Consider the following 22,262-nt stretch of genomic DNA (forward strand, 5'->3'; position numbering starts at 1 on the left):
AAGTTTAATAACGGTTTTTATCCATTTGCCTAACTTTGTCCCGTCTTTCTGTAAGAAAGCTTAAACGGAGAAGAAATGCAAGACTACGCGGCATCACTGACGCAATATAAACGACTGAAGACAAGAGAGGTAAATGTAGGCGGACTGCTGATCGGCAATTACCAGCCCATCAGGCTGCAAACGATGACCACCACCGATACCATGGATACCGAGGCTACAGTAGCCCAAACCATACGCTGTATCGAGGCCGGCGCCGAATTGGTCCGCATTACGGCCCCCTCAAAAAAAGAGGCGGAAAACCTGCTCCATATCAAAAACGAGCTGAACCGCCGCGGCTATCATGTGCCGCTGGTTGCCGATATCCACTTTACACCCAATGCTGCCGAGATTGCCGCGCGCATTATCGAAAAGGTGCGGGTAAATCCCGGCAACTATGTCGACAAGAAAAAATTTGAGCAGATCGACTATACAGATGCCGAATACCTGGAGGAGATCGACCGCATCAGGGAACGCTTTACGCCCTTGATCAGGATCTGTAAAGAATATGGCACTGCGATGCGGATAGGCACCAATCATGGCTCGCTCAGCGACCGTATCATGAGCCGCTACGGCGATACGCCGATCGGGATGGTAGAGAGCGCCATGGAGTTTCTCCGTATCGCCCGCGACGAAAATTACCACAATATCGTGTTGAGCATGAAGGCCAGCAATCCCCAGGTAATGGTACAGGCCTACCGCCTGCTGACCAAAACCATGAACCAGGAATTTGGCGAATGCTATCCCCTGCACCTCGGGGTGACGGAAGCCGGCGACGGCGAAGATGGTCGTGTCAAAAGTGCCGTAGGCATGGGTACTTTGCTGGAAGACGGCATCGGCGATACGGTACGCGTAAGCCTTACCGAGGAGCCTGAGGCCGAGATCCCCGTTTGCCGCGATCTGGTAAAACGCTATTCCCTGGCAACTACCGTTCCGGAGACCATAAAGGAGCCGGCGCTACACTTACCGCCGGCATCGAAACCTTTTGCAGTAGGCAATATCGGCGGCGGGCAGGTGCCTGTGGTTGTAGCAGACCTTAGCAAGCTGGCGGAAATAACACCGGAAACGCTGGAAAGCATCGGCTATGCCTATGATGAGGCTACCGATAAATGGACCATCAGCGACATGGCCGCCGATTATATATTTACCGGGAAAGCGGCGCTCCCTTTTGCGCTACCGGGTATGCTGAAAGTGATTACCTGGCCAGCCTTATGGGCGCAAGCCGGCGACAAGACCAAATATTTCCCACTCTGGCATGCCGAGGAGTATGAAGCGGCATCCGAAAAGAGCGCTACACAGAATTTTGTAATGCTGGACTGCTACAGTGAGGGGTCTCTTCCCGATCCGGCCTTACTGCAGCAATTGGGCGCCGATACGACTGCTGTGCTATGCCTGAGCTCGGGCAATACCAATGCACTGCAAAGCATCCGGCGGATGTACGCAACCCTGGCCGGGCAAAGCGTCCATAATCCCACCATAATCACTGTTGACAGTCACTGGTCTAGCGGCGACGAGCATTTGATCCACTACGCAACGGAGGCCGGTGGCCTGCTGCTCGACGGATGGGGTAATGGCGTATGCCTGGGCATGGATAACACTGCCTATACGCAGTTTCAGGCAGTGTTTTCGGATAAAGAGACATTATCGGGCCGGAACTACAATACCAATACAAGCATAGAGCAGTTTGTGAATACAACTGCCTTCTCTATACTACAAGCTACCCGTACCCGTATTTCCAAAACGGAATACATTAGCTGCCCCTCCTGCGGCCGCACGCTTTTTGATCTCCAGGAAACGACGGCGATGATCCGCAGCCGTACGAACCATCTGAAGGGCGTAAAGATCGCGATCATGGGCTGTATCGTGAATGGACCAGGCGAAATGGCCGATGCCGACTTTGGTTACGTTGGCAGCGGTGTGGGCAAGATCACCTTGTATAAGGGCAAAGAGGTAGTGAAGAAAGGCGTGGATAGCGAAGTGGCTGTCGACGAGCTCATCAACCTGCTGAAAGAGAGCGATGCCTGGGTAGAGCCCTAGGCGCTCTCAACTTTCTTCAACTCTTATAGGGCTTCGAACCCTATAAGAGTTGAAGAGGAGAAGAAAAGGCAGAGGGGTTTAAAATCCTATAAGAGTTGGTAGGAAGGAATTGAAATAATCGGTATCTTGGGTAAAAACCCCGGTTATGGCACGACCGCCCAATACGGATCTTTTTCTGCCCGACCAGTTTTACCATATCTACAATCATGCGGTTGGGGAGGACAATCTTTTCCGGCGCCGCGACAACTACCTTTATTTCCTCAACCGGCTCCGGTATTACCTGCTTGATGTTTGCCATTGCTTCGCCTATTACCTTATGCCCAATCATTTTCATTTCCTGGTGCAGGTTAGAGCCGGAACAGCGCTTGAACATTTCCGGATGACCTACAAACCGGACCAAGCCAATGTCCCGGCACACCACACGATCGTTATGAACCAGCTCAGCCGCATGCTGAATGGCTATACACAAGCCTACAACAAGATGTTCGACCGTAAAGGCGCCCTGTTCCTGGACAATACCAGGCGCAAGCAGGTAACCGATCCGGCTTACCTCGTCACTCTCGTGTCTTATATTCACCACAACCCCGTGCGTCATGTGTTTTGTGAAGACATATCGGATTGGGAATTTTCATCCTACCAGTCATTATGCAGTTCAGCCCCCACGCAGGTCGCAAGGGAAGCTTTGCTCGCATTATTTGACAGGCAGGAGAACTTTGAGCAGGCACACCGCAACAGCCAGGTTCACCACGGCATCACTAATGAATTTGAATTTTAAGAAGAAAAAACCAGTATGCTAAAGATCGCCCATTCCCTTTTTGTTGACGAAACCCCCGGAAAAGGACGCGGTGTTTTTACCCGCGAAGATATTCCCCCAATGAAAACGATTGAAATCTCGTCTGTACTAGTGATGGATGGTGAAGCGCGGAAACACCTGGACCAGACGACCCTCCACGATTACATTTTCGAATGGGGCGCCGCTGAGGATCAATGTTGTGTAGCCTGGGGATACATCTCACTATACAACCACAGTTATGAGTCTAATTGTGAGTATTTTATGGATTTCGACAAGCAGGTGATCCAGATCAAAACGGTGAGAAAAGTACTACAGGGCGAAGAACTGACCATCAATTATAATGGGGATTGGAACGATGCCAAACCGGTTTGGTTTGAGACACTTGATTCGTCCCCGGGACAATAAGTAAGTTATTTTTCAGTTTATATTCTATGTTCAAGAAGTTTGGAGCAGCAGTCCTGACCTTATGCCTTTTAGCAGGTTCCGTTCTGGCACAGGACGGGGATCAGGCCGCCCTGGCGCCGCCTCCCCCCGACCAGCAGTACAAGACCAATATTATCCGCGTTTCGCCTACCACTGCAATGGATGTAGGCGTAGGCTTCGGACTGGGATACGAAAAGATCCTGGGCCAATCGCAAATGATCGGCATTGTATTACCGGTATTTATGTTGCTCGAAAAGAAAGATAATTACACTTTCGATGTGCCCTACAAGGGTTCCAAATACTATACTTACGTTTATTTTACCCCCGGGATCAAGATCTATCCCATGGGACAACGAAAAGTTACCTATGCCGTAGGACCTAACCTGATGCTGGGCTATGGCGGCGGCAACGACTGGCAGTACCAGATAGAGCCCGATGGCAGCCAGCACCTGTACAGCGTCAAGACCACACGTTGGCGACTGGGTCTGCTGGTCAATAACTATGTCAATATACAGGTAAGTCCCTCGTTCAACCTGGGCCTGGAAGGCGGTCTTGGTCTCCGCTACCTGGACCGCGTGACCTATAGTGGCTCCGACGCCTATAGCGCTTTCGCAGGTAACGGCCAGTCTAATTACGGCGTGGACATCACCGGGCAGTTCTCCCTTACCTTAGGATACCGGTTTTAAAACTTTCCCCTGACCTATTCAGGATCATGTATTGCCGGCCAGCCCGGATAATAAAATGGTCTTTTCATTTTTATAAAGCACATAATTTATGTTTAAAAAATTTGGCTCCCTGGCCTTGTTTGCCCTGCTGGCTACCACTTCGTTAAATGCACAGCATCGCCGGGATTTCCGGAGAGAGCGGGAACAGTTGGCCCGCGAAGAACGGGCGGAAAAACGCAGGATGCGGGAAGAGCGGGGACAACAACCCGGAGCGGCTTATGGTACCAATATCCTGAGGGTGGCCCCCCTTACTGTAATGGATGTGGGCGTGGGTTTCGGCATAAGCTATGAAAAGATCCTGGACAAAAACCAGATGATAGGCCTTATCCTTCCCGTCCATTTCCTGATCAGCGACAATGATGATTTCTTTTCAGGAAACAATAATAGCCTGTCCAATACCCAAACCTATTTTTATTTCACACCAGGACTAAAGGTCTATCCATTCGGCCAGCGCAGGGTCACTTATGCCGTAGGCCCAAGCCTGATGCTGGGCTATGGCGGCGGTAAAGACTACCAATACGATTACCTCACCGGCCTTACTACCGATGCTGATATCCGCAAATTCCGCCTGGGCATGCTGGTCAATAATTACGTCAATTTCCAGCTGGGCCCCACATTCAACCTTGGGCTGGAGCTTGGTATCGGCGTGCGCTACCTGGACCAGGAGCGTGTAGAATTCCGCGACTATACCCGGACGGAAAATAAGGACCTCGACGCTACCGGCCAGTTTTCCCTTACATTGGGCTATCGTTTTTAACCCTTCCCTCATCAGCATAAAAACAGCGGGTACCTGCTTCGTGCAGGTCCCGCTTTTTTGTATTTTACCGGCATGTCTCACCCGTTCGGCCTTTCCATCATTAAGCCTTCCACTTTCCTCGTACTGGTAGCCACCATCCTGTTCGTCTGCTCTCTTTTTATACCCGGCGTCATGGATATTCATTTCCGTAACAAGAACTGGTTGGTTGCTACGCCGCTGCTATTTTCCATTATTGCCGCGCTCCTGTTGCTATTCGCCGCTTTTTATCACTTCTGTTCTGCTATATTATACTCCGGGATACTGACCTGGCTTCATATCATCATTACGGTTCTATGCATTGTTCCGTTCCTTGTTCCCTTACCCTATACAGGAATTGCCGGCGCGCCAAGACGTGCCTATGGCGGTAACAGTACCTGGAGCGCATTCCGTTCATTTAGCAGGATCAATGTGCTCATTGCGATAGCCACGCTTTCCCTATGTGGCGCACAGCTTATCTTTTTGTTCCATATTTTGTCCGGCATTTTGCGCCGGATTCGCCGCAGAAGATAGTACATTTGTGACCTGGCAACCCGTTTCGTAATGTTGAGCATTTATTTCAAAGAACTCCGATCCTTTTTCAGCTCCATAGCAGGCTATGTGGTGCTGCTGGTGTTTCTCACCGCCTGCGGCGTATTCCTGTGGGTATTGACCGATACCAGCATTCCCGATTATGGCTATGCTTCAATGGACCAATTCTTTAGTATTGCACCATGGCTGCTGCTGTTCCTGATACCTGCCATTACCATGCGGTCTTTTGCCGATGAGTACCGTGGTGGTACTATCGAATGGTTGTCGACCAAGCCCATTTCACCCAGCCAGATCATTTTCGGGAAGTTCCTGGCCTCCTTTACCCTGGTCTGCATTGCCCTGCTGCCCACCCTTATCTACGTCTTCAGCATTCATTACCTGGCCATGGACGACGCGGCGCTGGATGCCGGCGGCATTACCGGTTCTTATATTGGCTTACTATTCCTGGTGGCAACCTTTACGGCGATCGGTATTTTTGGCTCAACCCTTACCGACAACCAGGTCGTGAGCTTTCTCGTGGCCTTATTCCTTTGCTTTTTACTCTACTTCGGCTTTGAGGCCCTCAGCCGGGTGCCGGCCTTTAGCGGAGGTCCCGACTATTACCTGGGACTCTTCGGCGCCGACGAGCACTACCATAGCATGAGCCGTGGTGTGATCGACACCCGCGACGTAATCTATTTCAGTAGCCTGGTTGCCCTGTTCATTGCGCTCACCCGTTTTACCCTCGTCAGGAAAAAAGCCTGATAAGTCCAATCCTTTCATTTGACAGCAACGATATACAAATCCACCGGCAGCTTTTACCTGGCATATGACGATGCCGGCAACAAATGGCATTGCCGTATCAGGGGACGGCTCAAGATCGACGAAGATATCTCCTCGACCAACCCTATTGCCGTAGGCGATACCGTAACCTTAATGCTGGAGTCGGAAGAGCAGAGAACGGCCGTGATCACCGGCATCGCCGACCGTAGTAACTACATGGTGCGCACCTCTCCGCACAATAAGCATCAGAAACACATTGTAGCTGCCAATATCGACCTGGCGCTGCTCGTAGCCACCATAAAGGAACCCAGGACTTCCAACGGCTTTATCGATCGCTTTCTCATCACCTCCGAAGCGTACCATATACCGGCGGTGATCGTATTCAACAAAGCCGACCTGCTCCGCGGCAAATACCAGGAGGAATGGCAGGAACGGAAAGCGATATACGAAGCCATCGGCTACCAGACCTTTGCAGCCACCGCCATCAATGGCGAAGGCCTCGAAGCGCTCAGCAGCGTGCTAAAGGACAAAACAACTTTGTTCAGCGGGCATTCAGGCGTTGGTAAAAGCACGCTGATCAATTACTTTATTCCCGACAAAAACCTTAGGGTACAGGAAGTATCGGGATGGAGCGGAAAGGGCCAGCACACCACTACCTTCGCCGAAATGTACGATCTTCCGGGAGGCGGGCGCATTATCGACACGCCGGGCGTCAAGGAATTCGGCATTGTAGACATGGCGCGGGAAGAGCTATCGCATTACTTCCCGGAAATGCGGGTACTTATCAACGAATGCCGCTTCAACAATTGTATCCATATCAACGAACCGGGCTGCGCCGTGAAAGCCTCTGTGGAAGCGGGAACCGTAAGCATAGAGCGTTACGAGAGCTATATCGCGATCCTTTCCAGCCTCGACGCTGGCTTCACTTAACATTCACTTACCAAATTTATCCTGAACCCGCTTGTACCTTTGCGCTTTCATCATTTCTATATGAAGCGTCAAAGGATCACCGTTATTCTGGTCACCTTTTTCATCCTGTTGTCAGCCGGCTTTGCTTTCTATTATTACTCACTCAGTAAAAAAATGAGACAGCCGGAGCTGGCGATCGTAGGTGAAGCAGGACAAAGCATCCGCCCTTTTGCTTTCCTCAACCAGGAAGGCGATACCATTACCAACAAGCATATCAAAGACAAGGTCGTTGTTGTGGAATATTTTTTCACGACCTGTAAAGGTATCTGCCCCAAAATGAATGAGAACATGTCGAAGGTATACCAGGCCTACCGCAACGACAATGATGTGATCATTCTCTCGCATACCGTAGACCCGCAGCGGGATTCGGTGCCGGCGATGAAAGCCTACAGTCTGCGTTTCGATGCCGACCCCAAGCATTGGATGTTCCTTACCGGCGAAAAACAGGCCCTGTACGACCAGGCCTATTACAGCTACCTGATGACTGCTGTGGATGAGCGCAATCCCAATATCGATGAGGATTTTATCCACACCCAGAAATTTGTGCTCGTCGACAGGCAAGGCCGGCTGCGGATGCGCCTCGACAAGGAGGGTAAGCCGGATGCTTATGACGGCACCAACGAAAGATCGGTGGCACAGCTGATCAACGATATCAAGATACTCGAAGAGGAGAACAATCCTTAGCTATGCAGGAGTTAACGCTCAAGGCCGCCCAGCAGCAAGTAGACGAATGGATCAGGACCCTTGGGGTGCGCTATTTTGCACCATTGACCAACCTGGGTATACTGATGGAAGAAACAGGCGAGCTCGCCCGGCTGATGGTACGCCTGTATGGTGAACAGTCTTTTAAAGAATCGGACGAAGGGCGAGACCTGGGCGATGAAATGGCCGATGTATTGTGGGTGCTGCTGTGCCTGGCCAATCAATGCGATATCGACCTTACTGAAGCCCTGCAAAAGAATTTTGCAAAAAAGACAGGCCGGGATGCCACCCGGCACCAGGAGAACGAAAAGCTGAACGGCCCGTCCGGCAGCTGATACACAGCTTCCGGAAAATATATTGGATACCTGCCCTGCTCAACAGCGCAGGTATCGTTATTTTTGCAGCAATCCAATCTTTTTGATTTCATGAAGCATTTGCACTGGCGTACGTTTTCCATAGTTCTTTCCGCTGTCCTGCTCACCTGTTTTTTTGCCCATGGGCAAAACCGGCTACATACGGCCAACACGATCGTATGGCTCAATACTTTTCACACCATCAATATCAGCAAGCACTGGGCTGTGCTGGCCGAATACCAATGGCGCCGTACCGAAGGGTTGAAATCCTGGCAGCAAAGCCTGCTCCGCGGTGGCATCCAGTATAAATTCAACAACGGACTAAGTGTACTCGCCGGCTACGGATGGATCGAGACCTTTCCTTACGGCGACTACCCGCCGGTTGCGCCACAACCTTTTCCCGAGCACCGTATTTACGAGCAGGCGATCTGGAACGACAATATCGGCCGCCTTCAGCTCAACCACAGAGGGCGCCTCGAACAACGCTTCCTGGGCGTGCTCGACCCTCAAAGCGACGGCGACCGCGTGATTACCCGCTGGAATTACCTGAACCGCTTCCGCTACCAGCTGCGGGCCACGCTGCCGATCAATCACCCCGCCATGGAAGACAAAACGGTTTATGCTGCAGCTTTCGACGAGATCTTTATCGGGTTCGGCAAGAACGTCAATGCCAACATTTTCGACCAGAACCGCCTTGGCATCCTGCTGGGCTATAAGCTCAACAAAAGACTGAGCGTTGAGGCCGGCTACCTGAACCAGACGCTGCAGCAGCCGCAGCCCGTCAACGGCAAGCCGGTATTCCAGGCCAATAACGGGTTTATCCTCAACCTGCTTTGCAACTGGAACTAGGCGCCGGTCTTTATTAAAAAGAAACCTATATCTTAGTACCCTAAAAACGCGATAAACATGAAAACAAAACTAATGACCCTGTTGGCCCTGCTTTCCCTGGCCGTGCTACAGCCGGCCTTTGCTCAAAAGATCAAAGTAAAGGAGGGCAGTCTGGATGCACTTAAAGGCGTGAGCAAGCTCAACCTTACCTTCGATTACAGCGATATGAGTGTGGGCAAGTTCAAGACGGAGGCGGAATATATCGATAAGAAGAAAGGCGACTACAACAAGAAAGAAGCAGGAAAAGGCGACCAGTGGGAAAAAGATTGGATCGCTGACCGCACCGGACGTTATGCGCCGCAATTCACCGAGCTTTTCAATAAGAATAGTGACAATATCAAAGTAGGTGACTATGCCTCGGAAAAGTATACCATGGTAGTAAAGACGACAAAAACAGAGCCAGGCTTCAACATAGCCATCACCCGCAAAAATGCGGAGATCGAAGGTGAAATATTGATAACCGAAACCGGCAATCCTTCGCATGTGGTGCTGCGACTGAGCTTCGAAAAAGCCCTGGGACGCAGCTTCGGCGGCTACGATTACGATACCGGCTTCCGCATCCAGGAAGCGTATGCCGACCTTGGCAAAGCTCTTGGCCGCTACATGAGTAAGTAATTTAAAAGGCCATTCGTAATAGCCTCACAACCTTAAAACCAGCAAGGCCGCCACTAGGGCGGCTTTTGCCATTTATGGCCGGAGGTCCCCCCGGATGCCCCGGCCCACTATCTTAGTAAGGTCAGCTGCCCTTTCCGGAAAAGCGCATCTCCGCTACCCTCTGCCTGGATGTTTACCGTATAGTGGTATACGCCGGTTTCTGTCTTTTGCCCGCTCATGGTACCGTCCCAGCCCTGGTCGGGATTATGGGTAATGAATATTTCCTGGCCCCAGCGGTTGTAGATCCGGAGCTCGTAAGCATGCACGGGCCGGCTACAAGGATAACGAGGCAGAAAAACATCATTGCGGCCGTCGGCATTAGGACTGAAGGCATTGGGTATAAAAAGATAATCACAGGTACAGGCCCCATAAGTCACCTGCAACGAATCGCTGCTGTTGCCACAGGCATTTTGGGCAAATACCCTGATCCAGCCACTTTGTTTTACCGTATAGCGGTTGCCGGTGGCGCCGTCGCTCCAGGTATAGCTTACCCCGGGAACGATGGGAAGATCTATGGTCCACTGCTGTCCGCGACACAGGCTCGTATCGCCGGGCAGCAGGTTTGCCGGCAGCGGAGAGGGCGCTTCCAGGTTGAAGGTATCGGTATGGCTGCCACAGTCTTCGGTAATCTGCACCCAATAGATACCCGGTGCATCGACTGTGATCGCGGCAGTGTTGCTGCCATTATTCCACAAATAGCTACCGCTCCGGCTGGCGGTGACCGGCAATGGTGTTCCGCACCAGGGTAATGTCGTTTTTGCTGTTGTCACCTGCCTCTGGGGATCTATATTGGCTACAGGAAAAAGCATCGGAAAGCCCTCCCCTATCAATGGAGAGCCGATACCCGTTTCCCAGCCGGCAGCAGCGGCCGGGGCATTCGGTGCATTGATGCGTGCCAGCGGGATCACCGATCCGGTTGACAAGGGAAAAATATCGCCGGCAGCCAGGTAAAGCTTGTCATCGGGCCCCAGGCGCATATCTGTAAGGAAAGGAGAACTGATGGCACCTACGGGAGGCACCACTCCTACCAGTGTTTCCGATGCCCTTATCGATGCGATCGACGCCACGTTAAGATCGTATTGCACTACTTTATTCCAGGTAGCGACATCATAATCGGTACGCTGCACCGTATACAGCTTTTTGCTGTCGGGCGAGAAGTCCATAGGGAAGAAGCCGTACATAAAAGGAATGAAAGCCAGATTCTCATATAAGCTGGCAGCGTTGGAGAAGACGCCGGTCGCCTGGTCAAAATCCAGCAGCTCCAGCGAAGCATAGCTTCCGGGATCGAAAGGCATCGCTATGGAATTCCGCAAGGAAAACAAGGCCAATTTGCGGGCATCGGGCGATAGCTTGCCATAATAAGACCCATAACCCGGCCGGTTGTCGCCCAGATAGTCTACACCGGCAACGGAATGTACCGGAACACCCAAACCGGCGGCGGTAACGGGATAGCTGAGAAAGGCGGCTGTAGTCGCTTCATGTACGGCGATCCACCTGTCGTCGCAGCCGGGCCCCGGCGCTGCCAGTAGGAAGCAACGCATCAAGCCGCTTTTCACCAATATCTTTTTGCTTCCCGGAACAATATCGCCATTGCCCCCGTTCAGGCTCATATCGATCACGGAATAGTACAGCGAGGGCTGGATCATGGTATCAGCAGCGCCGGCCGGCAGATTGACGGCCAGGCTATCGGGGAGCAACGAGAACAGGTAGTACTGGTCGCCCCCTTTGGGCAGGATCACGGCGCTGCAGGGCTGATGATCGAAGCGTACCGGATCTCCGTTAACCAGTATGCCACCGGGCATGGGTAGGTGATCGCGGCCATAAACGATGTTTCCATTGGTATAAAAGAGCAAAGCACCGGCAGCATCGCAAACCGATGCCGGTTGCCCGTTGGAGGGGATCGCCGCCGGCGACAGGAAAGCCGGTCCGGCGCCGGCATTGAAATCCAACGCCACAAAAGGCGCGTACCAGATGTTGTTACGACCATCCTGGGCCCGGCAAAAAGCGGGGACCAACAGGATACAGTATAACGCAGCGATCAGCCATTTCTGCCTCATAATATTAGCCTTCCGGCGGGAATGATGAAAACCGGACGCCTATACAAACAGACGGCTGCGCCACCAGGAGTTCTTAGATCGCGCCGGAAATTCCGGGTTTTCCGGTAGACTGCCAGGCCTTCGGGCGTCCCGTATCAGGTTTGATGATAATGCCATTGCCCCTGTAGGAGCGCTGCTTTGCGCAGAAACCGGTCCGGGGGTACAAAAAAGGTGCAGGCTATATTTAAATCTTGTTTTACTTTTACGGCCTTAAATAATTGGTAGTAACATGATGAGTAAACATCCTGAGGGATACGTACATACCTCCATCGAAAATGGAATAGGCAAAATCGAATTCTATCATCCTGCCAGCAATTCCTTGCCAGGCGCTATTCTGACCGACCTGGCCCATGCCATCAACGACGTGGGAACAGACGACCGGGCCAAGGTGATCGTGCTACAAAGCGGCGGCGACCGTTCCTTTTGTGCCGGCGCGTCCTTCGACGAGCTGCTGGCGATCAGCAATGAAACGGACGGTAAAACCTTCTTTAATGGCTTTGCGCTGGTGATCAATGCTATGCGTAAATGTCATAAGTTCATCATTGCCCGCGTACAGGGCAAGGCCGTAGGTGGTGGTGTCGGTATCATTTCGGCAGCCGACTATGCGATCGCGGTAGAGACCGCCTCTATCAAGCTGAGCGAGCTGGCTGTGGGCATCGGCCCCTTTGTGGTAGGCCCTGCAGTACAGCGGAAGATCGGCGTAGCCGGTTTCTCGGCCCTGGCGATCGACGCTACCGAGTGGCGCAGCACCGACTGGGCACGCAAGCATGGTTTGTATTCGGAAGTGTATGCCGATATTCCGTCGGTAGACGAGGCGGTAAGCGCCCTGGCCAACAAGCTGGCGCATTCCAATCCCGAAGCCATGACCCAGCTCAAGAAGATATTCTGGGAAGGCACCGAGAACTGGGATGAGCTGCTGACCAAACGCGCCGGCATCAGCGGCAAGCTGGTATTGAGCGAGTTCAGCCACAACGCTATCCACTCATTTAAGAGAAAAAGCTAATTTTTATATTTTGATTTTAGTTTAAAGCCTATCTTTGCTTACTATCTAACACTAAAAGATTTAATGCAGAAAAGAGTAAAACCTAGATTACCTCTTAAGAAGGAACCGGAACACCGAATCAATCAATTTATCAAGGCGCAGCAGGTACGTGTGGTTGGCGAGAATATTGAGCCCGGTGTCTATTCATTGGAGGAAGCCCGTAAGATGGCTACAGACCTGGAAGTAGACCTTGTAGAAATATCGCCCAATGCTGATCCGCCGGTTTGCCGGCTGGTTGACTACAATAAATTTCTTTACGAGAAGAAGAAAAAGGATAAAGAGCAAAAGGCAAAGGCCAAGCAAACGGAAGTAAAAGAGATCCGTTTTACGCCCAACACCGACGATCACGATTTCGACTTCAAAGCCAAACATGCCGAAAAATTCCTCCAGGAAGGCAACAAAGTAAAATGCTTTGTGCAATTCAAGGGACGTTCCATCCTCTTCCAGGATCGCGGACAATTGCTGCTGCTGAAATTTGCAGAGCGCTTGTCGGAGTGGGGCACGCTGGAGGCCATGCCTAAAATGGAAGGCCGCCGTATGCTGGCGATGTTTACCCCTAAAAAGAAAAAATAAGAAGTGTCCGGGATGAATTCAATTTATCCTTAACATTAACTTATTAAAAATATTTTTGCGGATAATTTTTTTGCCGTAATTTTACACTTTGTTTTCATGGTGATAGGGTTTATAGGGGCTGGCTCATTCTTGGGCCGGCTTTCCTTTTTTTATGCCGTTTCTTTTTGTTAAGTTGCTGCAACTATGCCGTATTCCTGCCTCGCTTTAAAAAGCATTGCTTATTTTTAGAACCTATTTTCAACCTTTATGCCGACGACAGTTGCGCCTGGGTAATATTCACTGGAAAAGCATGCTTATGAAGTGTAAACATTTACTATTCTTTTTCCTTTTGTTCGTTGTGGCTACACCCGGCCGGGCGCAACTCTCAGCCTATACCAGTTTCCAGAATCAATTTATGGTATGGGACAATGGCATGATCCGCAAGATCGAATACCTGGTTCCCCTCCAGGTTAAAATAGGACGCATAGCTATTCCCTACCTGGATAATTCCCGGAGCTTCAAGATATACAGTAATGGCGGTGCAACAAAGATCAATGACGGCTTTACCCAGAACTTCCAGGTAACCGATAACCTCATCACCTACCAGAATGCCCGGGCGCTGAATGTATGGGACCAGGGCAAGATTACGAACCTGTCCAAATATTGCGAGCAATTCTATACCGGCGATAGCCTGGTCGTCTTTTTCGAAGGCGTGCAAAAGGAATTCCGGGCGTATTATAACGGCGAGGTGCATCAGATCGAAGGCTTCCTGGCCGCAACCAATACAACCAATCTGTTCAACACCGATCCTAATGCTGTCCGTGTTTCCAGCGAAATGGATATCGCTTCGGGCGCATTGCCCAGCGTCAAGGTGTCTGATAATATAGCTGCCTACGTCAATTATGCCAACCAGTTCCACATATTTTACCGTGGCAATATCATAGCACAGGAAAACTACCTGGTCACCAGCTTTGATGTGGGCCGCAATAATGTCGCTTACGTAGACGCCAACCGGGAATTCAAGGTCTTTCACGATGGCGAAACCCGTCAACTGGACAATTTCCCACCCTATAGCTATGCTGCGGGAGATAACCTGGTAGCCTTCGTAGGTTACGACAACTACTTCAAAGTATACTACCAGGATTCTGTTTACAACATTGGCTTCTTCCAGCCCGATTTTGTGGTGAAAGACAATATCGTGGCCTTCCAGGATGCAACAGGCTATTTTAAAGTATTTTACAAGGGACAGGTCTATACGTTGGAAAGCTATTATCCCGACAATTTCCAGGTAGCTTATAACTCTGTAGCCTACGTTAACCGCGCCAAAGTGCTGCGTCTCTTCACCGAAGGTGATATTTACGACGTGACCAATGCCGATATCGCCGACTGGCGCCTTGATTACGATGTGGTACAATATCGCTTCGGGGCCAATATGTTCAAGGTATTTTATAAAGGAAAAACGTACTAAACACTTTTCTTACCGATCTCTCCGCTGACAAAGGACAGAATGGTCTCTTCGTCCTGGGGCCGGAACCAATGATATTCCTTGTCCTTACGGAACCAAGTGAGTTGACGCTTGGCGTAATTGCGGCTGTGCTGTTTGATCAGCGCAATGCTTTCCTCTCTGCTGATGCGCCCGTCCAGGCAGTCGAATATTTCGCTATAGCCCACGGTCTGCAGGTTTTTCAAATGCCGCAGCGGGTAAAGCGCCGATGCTTCTTCCCATAATCCGGCTGCCATCATTTGATCCACCCTCCGGTCAATGCGCTCATACAGCGCTTCACGCGGCAGCTCCAGACCGATCTTCAGTATATTGAAGGGTCTGCTTTTCACCTTCCCGCTGCGATAGTGTACTATGGAAGTGCCGGTAGTACGCTTAAATGCCAGTGCGCGAATGAGCCGGGCAGGATTCTGTTGCTCGGCAATGGCGAAGAATTCCGGGTCCTCTGCAGCAGCGACCTGTTGTAGCCATCCTATCCCATGCTGATCGTACGCCTGCTGCAGGGCTTGCTCTACGGCACGGTCTGTTGCCGGCATCACATCGATCCCCTCGCACAGCGCTTTGATGTATAAACCCGTACCACCACAGACTACTGCCACCTCGTTGTTTTGAAAAATGGCATCGCAGTAATCCAGCGCCAAAGCCTCATAGCCGGCCGCATTCAGCTCTTCAGTAACACTGTGCGAATCGATAAAATAATGTCTTACCCTGGCTTGCTCTTGCGCCGTAGGCTTCGCCGTCCCGATACTCATTTCCCTGTAGCACTGCCGAGAATCGGCCGAAACGATCTCCGTGCCGAAATGCTCCGCCACCCGGATCGCGACATCCGTTTTCCCCACGGCCGTAGGCCCGGCGATAACCACCAGCTGCTTTTCCCCCATAGCTTTTCCTTTTCAAAAAAAACCTGGCAGTAAAGATGCTGCCAGGTCCGTATCTCGTACTATTATTTCTTAAAAATCTTCGGACCCTTCGCTCTCCGCTTCGCTGCCATAGCTCTCCTCTTCCGAAGAAGAGCCGCCGTCGTCATCTCCTTCTTTGCCATAGCCTTCGCTCATATCTTCCGAGCTGAGATCGTATTTCTCTTCGATCTCCATCAACCTTTCGTTGGCCAGGCCCTTAATACCGGTTTGCGCGGGGGCCACACCTTCTTTCTTAACACACAGCGGATATTCCTTTTTGCTGTCCTCTTCCTTGTCGATACCGATCAGCTCTACCAGGAAAGTCCATTTTTTTGCAGGATCGTAAGTATAGACAAACTTTTCATCCGGCTTTTCTACCAGGGCCGACACCGGCGTTTTGATCATGGATAAAGCTGGTGCATCTTTTTTATTGACCAGCACATCGGAAGCGATTTCCCGGCCACGGTTCCAATTGTCGTTGCTCGCGAAAAAGGAGGCTTTATGCTTATGGTCAAATTCAAAGGCAGTTAATATGGCTTCGTGAAAAGAGTGAAAGGTCTGGCCTGTCTTCAACACGATATCGCGGTAAATATTATCGTCATCTTCCCAATAGACCCGGAACTTAAATAACGGCATAGGTTTTTATTTTTCAGGTAACAAAAGTAACTAATAATCAGTACAGCGAAAAGCATGCAGCGGCATATGTTTTGCCCTCGTTAAATTACCTGCTACTCAGTTGCATTTACAAAAAAAGCCTACCTTTGCGGTTACAAGTCTATGTTGAAACGTGTTTTGCATATAAGCCTTTCTGTTGCGATAGCCGCGCTGCTGTTGCTCAATGGCATTTCGCACGAGTTCCTGCATAGCTTTACGGGCCACGAGGATACGGTGGATTGCGTACACCATGACGGCGATGCGCATGCCTCCTTTGAGAAGGTCCACCATCACTGCGATTTTCTCGACCTCCAGACGCCCGTATTTCTTACCAGCACATTACATTTTTCCTTCTATACACCTTTTGCGCACAACGATTTCTTTGTGCTGCAAACGCAGAAAGGCCTGAGTCCCGAAGCCGGGCATACAGCGCTGCGCGGTCCGCCTGCGTTGATCTGATTTTTACCACATTTCAAATGGCAATGTTACCCTGCATGGCTGCTCATGGCATGTACCGGTATGGCCTTAGTAAAGGATATGTTTCATATCCCGCAGATCAACGTTTTCCATGAATACACATTCCAGGTATGCAAAAGGGCCGTTCGTGTTCGTTTGCATGGTAGTGCTCCTGGCTGTCTTATCCCCTTTGGCGGGAAAGGCACAGGGATGTACAGAACAGATCCGCGGTATCATTCGCGATAAGGATGGGGCCGCTATCCCGGGCGTGAGCGTTATGCTCTCGGCTAAAGATACCCTTTCTGCCACAAGTGATGTCGACGGTATCTTCCGCTTCAGGGACCTTTGTCCCGGCAACTATACGCTCTTCTTGTCCGAGGTAGGCTATGCCGGTGTGCAACGCCGGTTGTCCCTGCCTGGTGCAGACAGCATCGCAAACATTACCCTTGCTGAAGGAACGGAGCAGCTGCGCGAAGTGTTGGTTACCGGGCAGAAACGCCAGGAGATCGCCACTATAGCGCATGTAGAGCTGGCGGGCAACAGTCTGCTTGAAGTAAGAGGCAAAAGCCTTGCCGAATCCATCAAGCAACTGGCCGGTGTCAACGCCATCCAGTCCGGACCAACCTTGTCCAAGCCTGTTGTCCATGGCCTCAGCGGCAACAGGGTATTGCTGGTCAACAACGGCGTACGCCAGGAAGGACAGCAATGGGGTAATGACCACGCCCCGGAGATCGATCCTTTCACGGCGGATAAGATCACTGTGCTGAAAGGCGCCGCCAGCATCCGCTATGGCGCCGATGCGATAGCGGGCGTCATCCTGCTTGATCCTGCACCCTTACCGGAGCAAAAGACGATCGGCGGCAGCATAAGCGCGGTGGCCTCTTCCAATGGGCAAATGGGGACTATCTCCGGCATGCTCCAGGGCGCCTTCGATAAAAAGCTAAGCGGCTTGTCCTGGAGGGTACAGGGAACATTACAGCGTTCGGGCAATTTCCGCACTGCTAATTATTACCTGTTCAACACGGGCATGGCCGAAGAGGATTTCTCGGCACAGCTGGGCTATAAATGGAAGTTCCTTAATCTCTCCGCTTCTTACAGCCAGTACAATGCCAAGCTCGGTATTTTCAGAGGTTCCGACGTGGGCAACAAGGAGGATCTGCTTGCCGCTTTCGCCCGGGCCAAACCGATTACGCCGGATGAATTCAGCTACAAGATCGACCGGAGTTACCAATCGATCCGCCACCAGGTATTCCGGGCTGCAGCGGAGCATGTATTCGCCAATCATGGCAGCCTCTCGCTCAGCTATGCCCGGCAACAGGATGTACGCAGCGAATACGACATAGACCTGCCTTATACTTCCGACTCATCGCTGCTGTTCAAACCGCAGGTGCAATTCAAGATCGTAACGCATACGCTTGACCTTGCTTATAAGCAACCCTCGGTCAATGGCTTCTCGGGTATTTTTGGCATCAGCGGCAGCACCCAAGGTAATGTCTATTCAGGCCTGCGTTACCTGATCCCCAACTTCAGGAATTATGGCGCGGGGGCTTTTGCTATAGAACGTTATGAAACCGGCAAATGGATGTTTGAAGCTGGCTTGCGCTACGATTACCGGTGGTTGCAGGTATACCAGCGTAATCCAACGTCGCTGGAGCTGTACGACAATACCTATAACTACAACTCTGTTACCGGCACGGCAGGCGTAACCTATAACTTCAACGATCATTTGTCCCTAAATGCGAATTTTGGCACCGGCTGGCGTCCGCCAAGCATCAATGAGATGTATATCCAGGGAATTCACCTGAGCGCAGCACGCTTCGAAATAGGCGATTCTTTACTGAAATCGGAACGCTCGTACAATACCACGCTTTCTCTGAATTACCATACCGATAAGCTGAAAGCACAGGTAGACCTGTACGACAACGAGATCAACAATTTTATCTATGCCCGTTACATCGGTGTTGTGGTCAACAGCAAGGGGGCCAATCCAGGCTATCAATACACACAGACCAACGCCAGTCTGCTGGGTGCCGACATCACGCTGCAATGGGACCCCATAAAGCAGCTGACGTTGTTCTCTAAAACATCGCTGTTGCGTGCGACCAATAAGAGTGAGCACGACGGCCTGGTGTATATGCCGCCTTCCCGGTTCCTGAACGGGATCACCTACCATTTGCCACAAATATTGCGCCTGGACAATGCTTATGTGACACTCGAAAATATAAGCGTGCTCGGGCAGCGCTATGTCAATCCCGACGCCGACGCGATACCGCCGCCACCGGGCTATTCCATCTGGAATGCACGCATGGGTTGCGCTATGCCGCTGGGCAAAAAAACGCTTGATCTGAATTTCTCGGTAGATAACCTTACAAATCTTGCCTACCGCGATTACCTTAACCTGTTCCGCTATTATGCCGACGACCTGGGTATCAATTTTACCCTCCGGGCAAAACTTTCCTTTTAATTATTAAAACGCATTCAATAAGCAAATGAAAAAAGTCATTCTGGGTATTGCCCTCCTCGCTGCAACGGCCACACTGTGGACCTCCTGTAAGAAAGATGAAAAAAGTGTGGCGCCGCCGGAGCCGGGAAATGAATTCCTGACTACGGTAAAGCTGGTGGCTACCAATGCCAACGATCCGTCTGATGTACAGACGGCGAGCTGGAAAGACCTTAACCCCGACGATCTTACCCCGCCGGATACTTCGCTGGCCAAGCTAAACCTGCACGCCAACGCTGTTTACAATGTGCAGGTACAATTCTGGGACGACAGCAAGACACCCTCTGCCGCGATTACACCAGAGATCCAAGAGCGCGCCAATTATCACCTGATCTGTTTCGATATGGATGGCAACCTCAATCTTACCGTACAGCGTACCGACCAGGATACCAACAATCCGCCGCTGGAAATAGGCCTACAGGATAAGTTTACTACGGGCGCTGCAAGTTCCGGCAACCTGAATGTCCAATTGCGCCACCAGCCCAATGTAAAGAACGGCAGCTGTGATCCCGGATCGACCGACGCTGATGTTAACTTCCACATCAATATTCAATAATCACCAGCAAAAGAACAATCGAAATGAAAAGAACATATATGTTGATCGCAGCCCTGGTTATGGGCCTGGCATTTAATGCCACAGCGCAGGAACAACAATCAACAACCGCAAAGGGCTATATCGGCATTACCGGCGGGCTTTCCCCCGTTTTCGGAAATTATACCAAATCCGACTATACTTCGGATGCTTCCGGCTATGCCAGCACCGGCGCCAATATTGGTATTACCGGAGTGTATTTTATCAAGCACAATTTCGGTGTAGCCGCGTTGATCTCTTATCAGGGCTTTGGCTTTCACGGGTCGCAAAGCCTGGCCGACGGCTTCAAAGAAGCTTTTGACCTGGATAGCACCACGGTATACCGCAAAGGGAACAACAGTACTTTCAATTTCATGATCGGCCCTTATTACGCTCTCCCTTTTGCCCATAAATGGCATCTTGATTTCAGGGTATTGGCCGGTGTAGTCAACGCAAAGCTGGCCGGATACGAAGTATTCCTGGAAGATGGCGAAGGCAACCAGTTCAGCCAGAAACAAAGCACCGCCACTACCTTTGGCTACCAGGCCGGCGTGGGTTTGCGCTATGACATTGGCAGGCACCTGGGCGTTGGCGTCAATGCCGATTTCTTCGGGTCCCGGCCCAACTTTAAGATCGAAAATGATAACCGTGTCAATTCTGCGGGAAGATTGCTGACCAACTATAAGCAATCGATTACCGGTGTTAATACCAATCTTACAGTGATGTATCGCTTCTAGACCATTCTTGAATCAGGTATACGGGGCTGTTCCAAAAAGGGACAGCCCCGTTTTTTTTAACGTTCCCTTACGCCCAAACCGGATGATACATATCACTTTTGATGATCTGATGGATTATATTTGTATTATTGTAAAATAAAAAATCAACCCGTTTTGCGCTGAACAATCACTCCAGGGCGCTGTGCAACTACCAGAAGACAGGAGTGAACCACCCCGATAAATGGACCAAACATGAAAAAGAAGAAAGTGGACCTGGGCAGAAAGCTGACCCTTACCAAAGAAACCATCACCGGACTGAACGACAAGTTGCAGGAAGCGATTCTTGGCGGTGCTACCGGAAAAGGATGTGCTGTATCCGGCACCGGATGCGGCTGCGATCCGCAGGCTTCATGCGGCATTGTGCTATGCACCGCTTATGTGGGCTGCCAGAGCAAAGATTGCCCCGAAGCGTAAACAGATCAAGTAAAGGATCAAAAAAAGCCAGGCCTGCAACGGCCTGGCTTTAACTTGGAACGAACTCTATCAGGCATGCGCCTTGTTGAAATGATTTGCGGTATCGTGGATGAAATCTTCGATCATTTTGCTTACCGCAATAGCAGCGGTTTCCCGCGGAAATTTCACAGCTACCCTATCGTCATTTAGCAACCATTGGTGCACGGTACGGAATGATTTTGCTGAAAGCGAATCGATCACCGGCACACCCAGGCGGTGGATGGCGGCGGCATTGCATTGTTGCTCGTACTGTCGTTTCATAGGAACGACCAATAGTTTCTTGTTGAGATAAAGCGCCTCTGCCGGCCCCTCAAATCCCGCGCCCAACAAGGCTCCCGAACAAGACTCGAGGCTCTCCAGGAAGGCTTCGTTCTCGATGGGACGAATCTGTATCTGCTCAAAAGTAAACGCTTCTTTGTTATGCTTTGAAAACACCTCCCAGGTTACGCCTTTGAAACGATGAAGAAAGCGGATGAGCGCAGCATCGTCGTAAGCAGGCAGGTAAACGGTATAATGATTCCCCTTGACAGGCGTCAGGGCCTGGACCTCCCTGCGGATAACCGGGGTAAAGATCTTGTCGTTGTACCGCTCAAAGTGAAAGCCATAATAAGAAGAGAAAGGTGCGTAATAACGCAGAATGAATCGTCCGAACCAACCGGCTACTTCCGGCTTGGGCGATGCGGCCTGCACCACTGCCGATTGATGGCTTAGCGCAATGCAAGGCACCTTGCGCAGCTTGCAGGCCCAGGCCGATACCGGCTCAAAATCGTTGACCACGAGGTCATAATCCTCCACCGGCAAATGATAGATATCCCGGAAGAACCGCCAGGGGCTGAGCCGGCGAAAGGTTTGCCATAACGACACGCCGCCATGCCTGCCAAAGATGAAACTAAGCCCTTTCAAACGGTACTTTACCGGGTAAGGCAAGCTGAGATCGGCCTGGTAGCCGCTTACCAACAGATCGACCTCTCCATATTTCATCAATTCGGGATATATATCTCTCGCCCGGCTCAGATGGCCGTTGCCTGTACCTTGTACCGCGAAAAGTATTTTCATTTAGGGGTATGATGTGGAATGGTCAATAATAGGGGGAAAC

Annotated in this window: 24 protein-coding genes; 20 read left to right on the forward strand and 4 right to left on the reverse strand. The window is 51.0% G+C overall.

The window, feature by feature from the left end:
* Window positions 1-75 precede the first annotated feature (75 nt).
* The 12 genes from ispG (at window position 76) to DZK30_RS07810 (ending at window position 9,627) form a co-directional block, all read left to right on the forward strand.
* The gene (gene ispG, locus DZK30_RS07755; RefSeq protein ID WP_118973562.1) at window positions 76-2,073 is read left to right on the forward strand and encodes a (E)-4-hydroxy-3-methylbut-2-enyl-diphosphate synthase; all 1,998 of its coding nucleotides are present in this window, start codon (window positions 76-78) and stop codon (window positions 2,071-2,073) included.
* Window positions 2,074-2,218: 145 nt separating this feature from the next.
* Complete coding sequence (locus DZK30_RS07760) at window positions 2,219-2,848, forward strand: hypothetical protein (protein WP_118973563.1); 630 nt, start codon at window positions 2,219-2,221, stop codon at window positions 2,846-2,848.
* Window positions 2,849-2,863: 15 nt separating this feature from the next.
* Window positions 2,864-3,271 (forward strand): SET domain-containing protein-lysine N-methyltransferase, encoded by a 408-nt coding sequence (locus DZK30_RS07765; protein ID WP_118973564.1) that lies wholly within the window; start codon window positions 2,864-2,866, stop codon window positions 3,269-3,271.
* A 26-nt stretch (window positions 3,272-3,297) separates the two neighbouring features.
* Window positions 3,298-3,975: a hypothetical protein gene (locus DZK30_RS07770; RefSeq protein ID WP_118973565.1), complete on the forward strand. Its 678-nt coding sequence runs from the start codon at window positions 3,298-3,300 to the stop codon at window positions 3,973-3,975.
* Between the two features lie 88 nt (window positions 3,976-4,063).
* Complete coding sequence (locus tag DZK30_RS07775; RefSeq protein ID WP_118973566.1) at window positions 4,064-4,771, forward strand: hypothetical protein; 708 nt, start codon at window positions 4,064-4,066, stop codon at window positions 4,769-4,771.
* Window positions 4,772-4,843: 72 nt separating this feature from the next.
* Window positions 4,844-5,320 carry a hypothetical protein gene (locus DZK30_RS07780; protein ID WP_118973567.1) on the forward strand — a complete coding sequence of 159 codons (477 nt, stop codon included), beginning with the start codon at window positions 4,844-4,846 and terminating at the stop codon, window positions 5,318-5,320.
* Window positions 5,321-5,350: 30 nt separating this feature from the next.
* Complete coding sequence (gene gldF / locus DZK30_RS07785; protein WP_118973568.1) at window positions 5,351-6,082, forward strand: gliding motility-associated ABC transporter permease subunit GldF; 732 nt, start codon at window positions 5,351-5,353, stop codon at window positions 6,080-6,082.
* 18 nt (window positions 6,083-6,100) lie between these two features.
* Window positions 6,101-7,030, forward strand: a complete 930-nt coding sequence (gene rsgA, locus DZK30_RS07790; RefSeq protein ID WP_118973569.1) for a ribosome small subunit-dependent GTPase A — start codon at window positions 6,101-6,103, stop codon at window positions 7,028-7,030.
* 60 nt (window positions 7,031-7,090) lie between these two features.
* A complete protein-coding gene (locus DZK30_RS07795) occupies window positions 7,091-7,753 on the forward strand; it encodes an SCO family protein (RefSeq protein WP_118973570.1) in 663 nt (220 codons plus the stop codon).
* A gap of 2 nt (window positions 7,754-7,755) precedes the next feature.
* On the forward strand, window positions 7,756-8,106 hold the full coding sequence (locus tag DZK30_RS07800; RefSeq protein ID WP_118973571.1) for a nucleotide pyrophosphohydrolase: 351 nt from the start codon (window positions 7,756-7,758) through the stop codon (window positions 8,104-8,106).
* 90 nt (window positions 8,107-8,196) lie between these two features.
* The gene (locus DZK30_RS07805) at window positions 8,197-8,973 is read left to right on the forward strand and encodes a DUF2490 domain-containing protein (protein WP_118973572.1); all 777 of its coding nucleotides are present in this window, start codon (window positions 8,197-8,199) and stop codon (window positions 8,971-8,973) included.
* A 57-nt stretch (window positions 8,974-9,030) separates the two neighbouring features.
* Window positions 9,031-9,627, forward strand: a complete 597-nt coding sequence (locus DZK30_RS07810) for a hypothetical protein (RefSeq protein ID WP_118973573.1) — start codon at window positions 9,031-9,033, stop codon at window positions 9,625-9,627.
* A gap of 107 nt (window positions 9,628-9,734) precedes the next feature.
* Here DZK30_RS07810 and DZK30_RS07815 read toward each other — a convergent pair whose 3' ends face one another.
* Window positions 9,735-11,723: a T9SS type B sorting domain-containing protein gene (locus DZK30_RS07815; RefSeq protein WP_118973574.1), complete on the reverse strand. Its 1,989-nt coding sequence runs from the start codon at window positions 11,721-11,723 to the stop codon at window positions 9,735-9,737.
* Between the two features lie 268 nt (window positions 11,724-11,991).
* On the opposite strand from DZK30_RS07815, the gene DZK30_RS07820 reads away from it, so the two are divergent.
* From DZK30_RS07820 to DZK30_RS07830, 3 genes are all read left to right on the forward strand, one after another.
* Window positions 11,992-12,765, forward strand: a complete 774-nt coding sequence (locus DZK30_RS07820) for an enoyl-CoA hydratase/isomerase family protein (protein WP_205529391.1) — start codon at window positions 11,992-11,994, stop codon at window positions 12,763-12,765.
* Window positions 12,766-12,828: 63 nt separating this feature from the next.
* Window positions 12,829-13,377 (forward strand): translation initiation factor IF-3, encoded by a 549-nt coding sequence (infC, locus tag DZK30_RS07825; RefSeq protein ID WP_118973575.1) that lies wholly within the window; start codon window positions 12,829-12,831, stop codon window positions 13,375-13,377.
* A gap of 295 nt (window positions 13,378-13,672) precedes the next feature.
* Window positions 13,673-14,824 carry a hypothetical protein gene (locus DZK30_RS07830; protein ID WP_162902938.1) on the forward strand — a complete coding sequence of 384 codons (1,152 nt, stop codon included), beginning with the start codon at window positions 13,673-13,675 and terminating at the stop codon, window positions 14,822-14,824.
* Here the strand turns inward: DZK30_RS07830 and miaA are convergent.
* Both miaA and DZK30_RS07840 read right to left on the reverse strand, forming a co-directional pair.
* On the reverse strand, window positions 14,821-15,738 hold the full coding sequence (miaA, locus tag DZK30_RS07835) for a tRNA (adenosine(37)-N6)-dimethylallyltransferase MiaA (protein WP_118973577.1): 918 nt from the start codon (window positions 15,736-15,738) through the stop codon (window positions 14,821-14,823). The genes DZK30_RS07830 and miaA overlap by 4 nt on opposite strands.
* Window positions 15,739-15,807: 69 nt before the next feature.
* The gene (locus DZK30_RS07840) at window positions 15,808-16,392 is read right to left on the reverse strand and encodes an IS1096 element passenger TnpR family protein (protein WP_118973578.1); all 585 of its coding nucleotides are present in this window, start codon (window positions 16,390-16,392) and stop codon (window positions 15,808-15,810) included.
* Window positions 16,393-16,533: 141 nt separating this feature from the next.
* On the opposite strand from DZK30_RS07840, the gene DZK30_RS07845 reads away from it, so the two are divergent.
* The 5 genes from DZK30_RS07845 (at window position 16,534) to DZK30_RS07865 (ending at window position 21,127) form a co-directional block, all read left to right on the forward strand.
* A complete protein-coding gene (locus DZK30_RS07845; RefSeq protein ID WP_118973579.1) occupies window positions 16,534-16,869 on the forward strand; it encodes a hypothetical protein in 336 nt (111 codons plus the stop codon).
* Between the two features lie 109 nt (window positions 16,870-16,978).
* Window positions 16,979-19,330, forward strand: coding sequence for a TonB-dependent receptor (locus tag DZK30_RS07850; RefSeq protein ID WP_118973580.1), 2,352 nt, complete (start codon window positions 16,979-16,981; stop codon window positions 19,328-19,330).
* Between the two features lie 25 nt (window positions 19,331-19,355).
* Window positions 19,356-19,922, forward strand: coding sequence for a hypothetical protein (locus tag DZK30_RS07855; protein WP_118973581.1), 567 nt, complete (start codon window positions 19,356-19,358; stop codon window positions 19,920-19,922).
* Between the two features lie 23 nt (window positions 19,923-19,945).
* Window positions 19,946-20,674 carry an outer membrane beta-barrel protein gene (locus DZK30_RS07860; protein WP_118973582.1) on the forward strand — a complete coding sequence of 243 codons (729 nt, stop codon included), beginning with the start codon at window positions 19,946-19,948 and terminating at the stop codon, window positions 20,672-20,674.
* Window positions 20,675-20,905: 231 nt separating this feature from the next.
* Window positions 20,906-21,127 (forward strand): class I lanthipeptide, encoded by a 222-nt coding sequence (locus DZK30_RS07865; protein WP_118973583.1) that lies wholly within the window; start codon window positions 20,906-20,908, stop codon window positions 21,125-21,127.
* A 69-nt stretch (window positions 21,128-21,196) separates the two neighbouring features.
* Here the strand turns inward: DZK30_RS07865 and DZK30_RS07870 are convergent, their stop codons facing one another.
* A complete protein-coding gene (locus tag DZK30_RS07870; RefSeq protein WP_118973584.1) occupies window positions 21,197-22,222 on the reverse strand; it encodes a glycosyltransferase family protein in 1,026 nt (341 codons plus the stop codon).
* Window positions 22,223-22,262 lie beyond the last annotated feature (40 nt).

Source organism: Taibaiella koreensis, assembly GCF_003545715.1.
Taxonomy (GTDB): Bacteria; Bacteroidota; Bacteroidia; order Chitinophagales; family Chitinophagaceae; genus Taibaiella; species Taibaiella koreensis.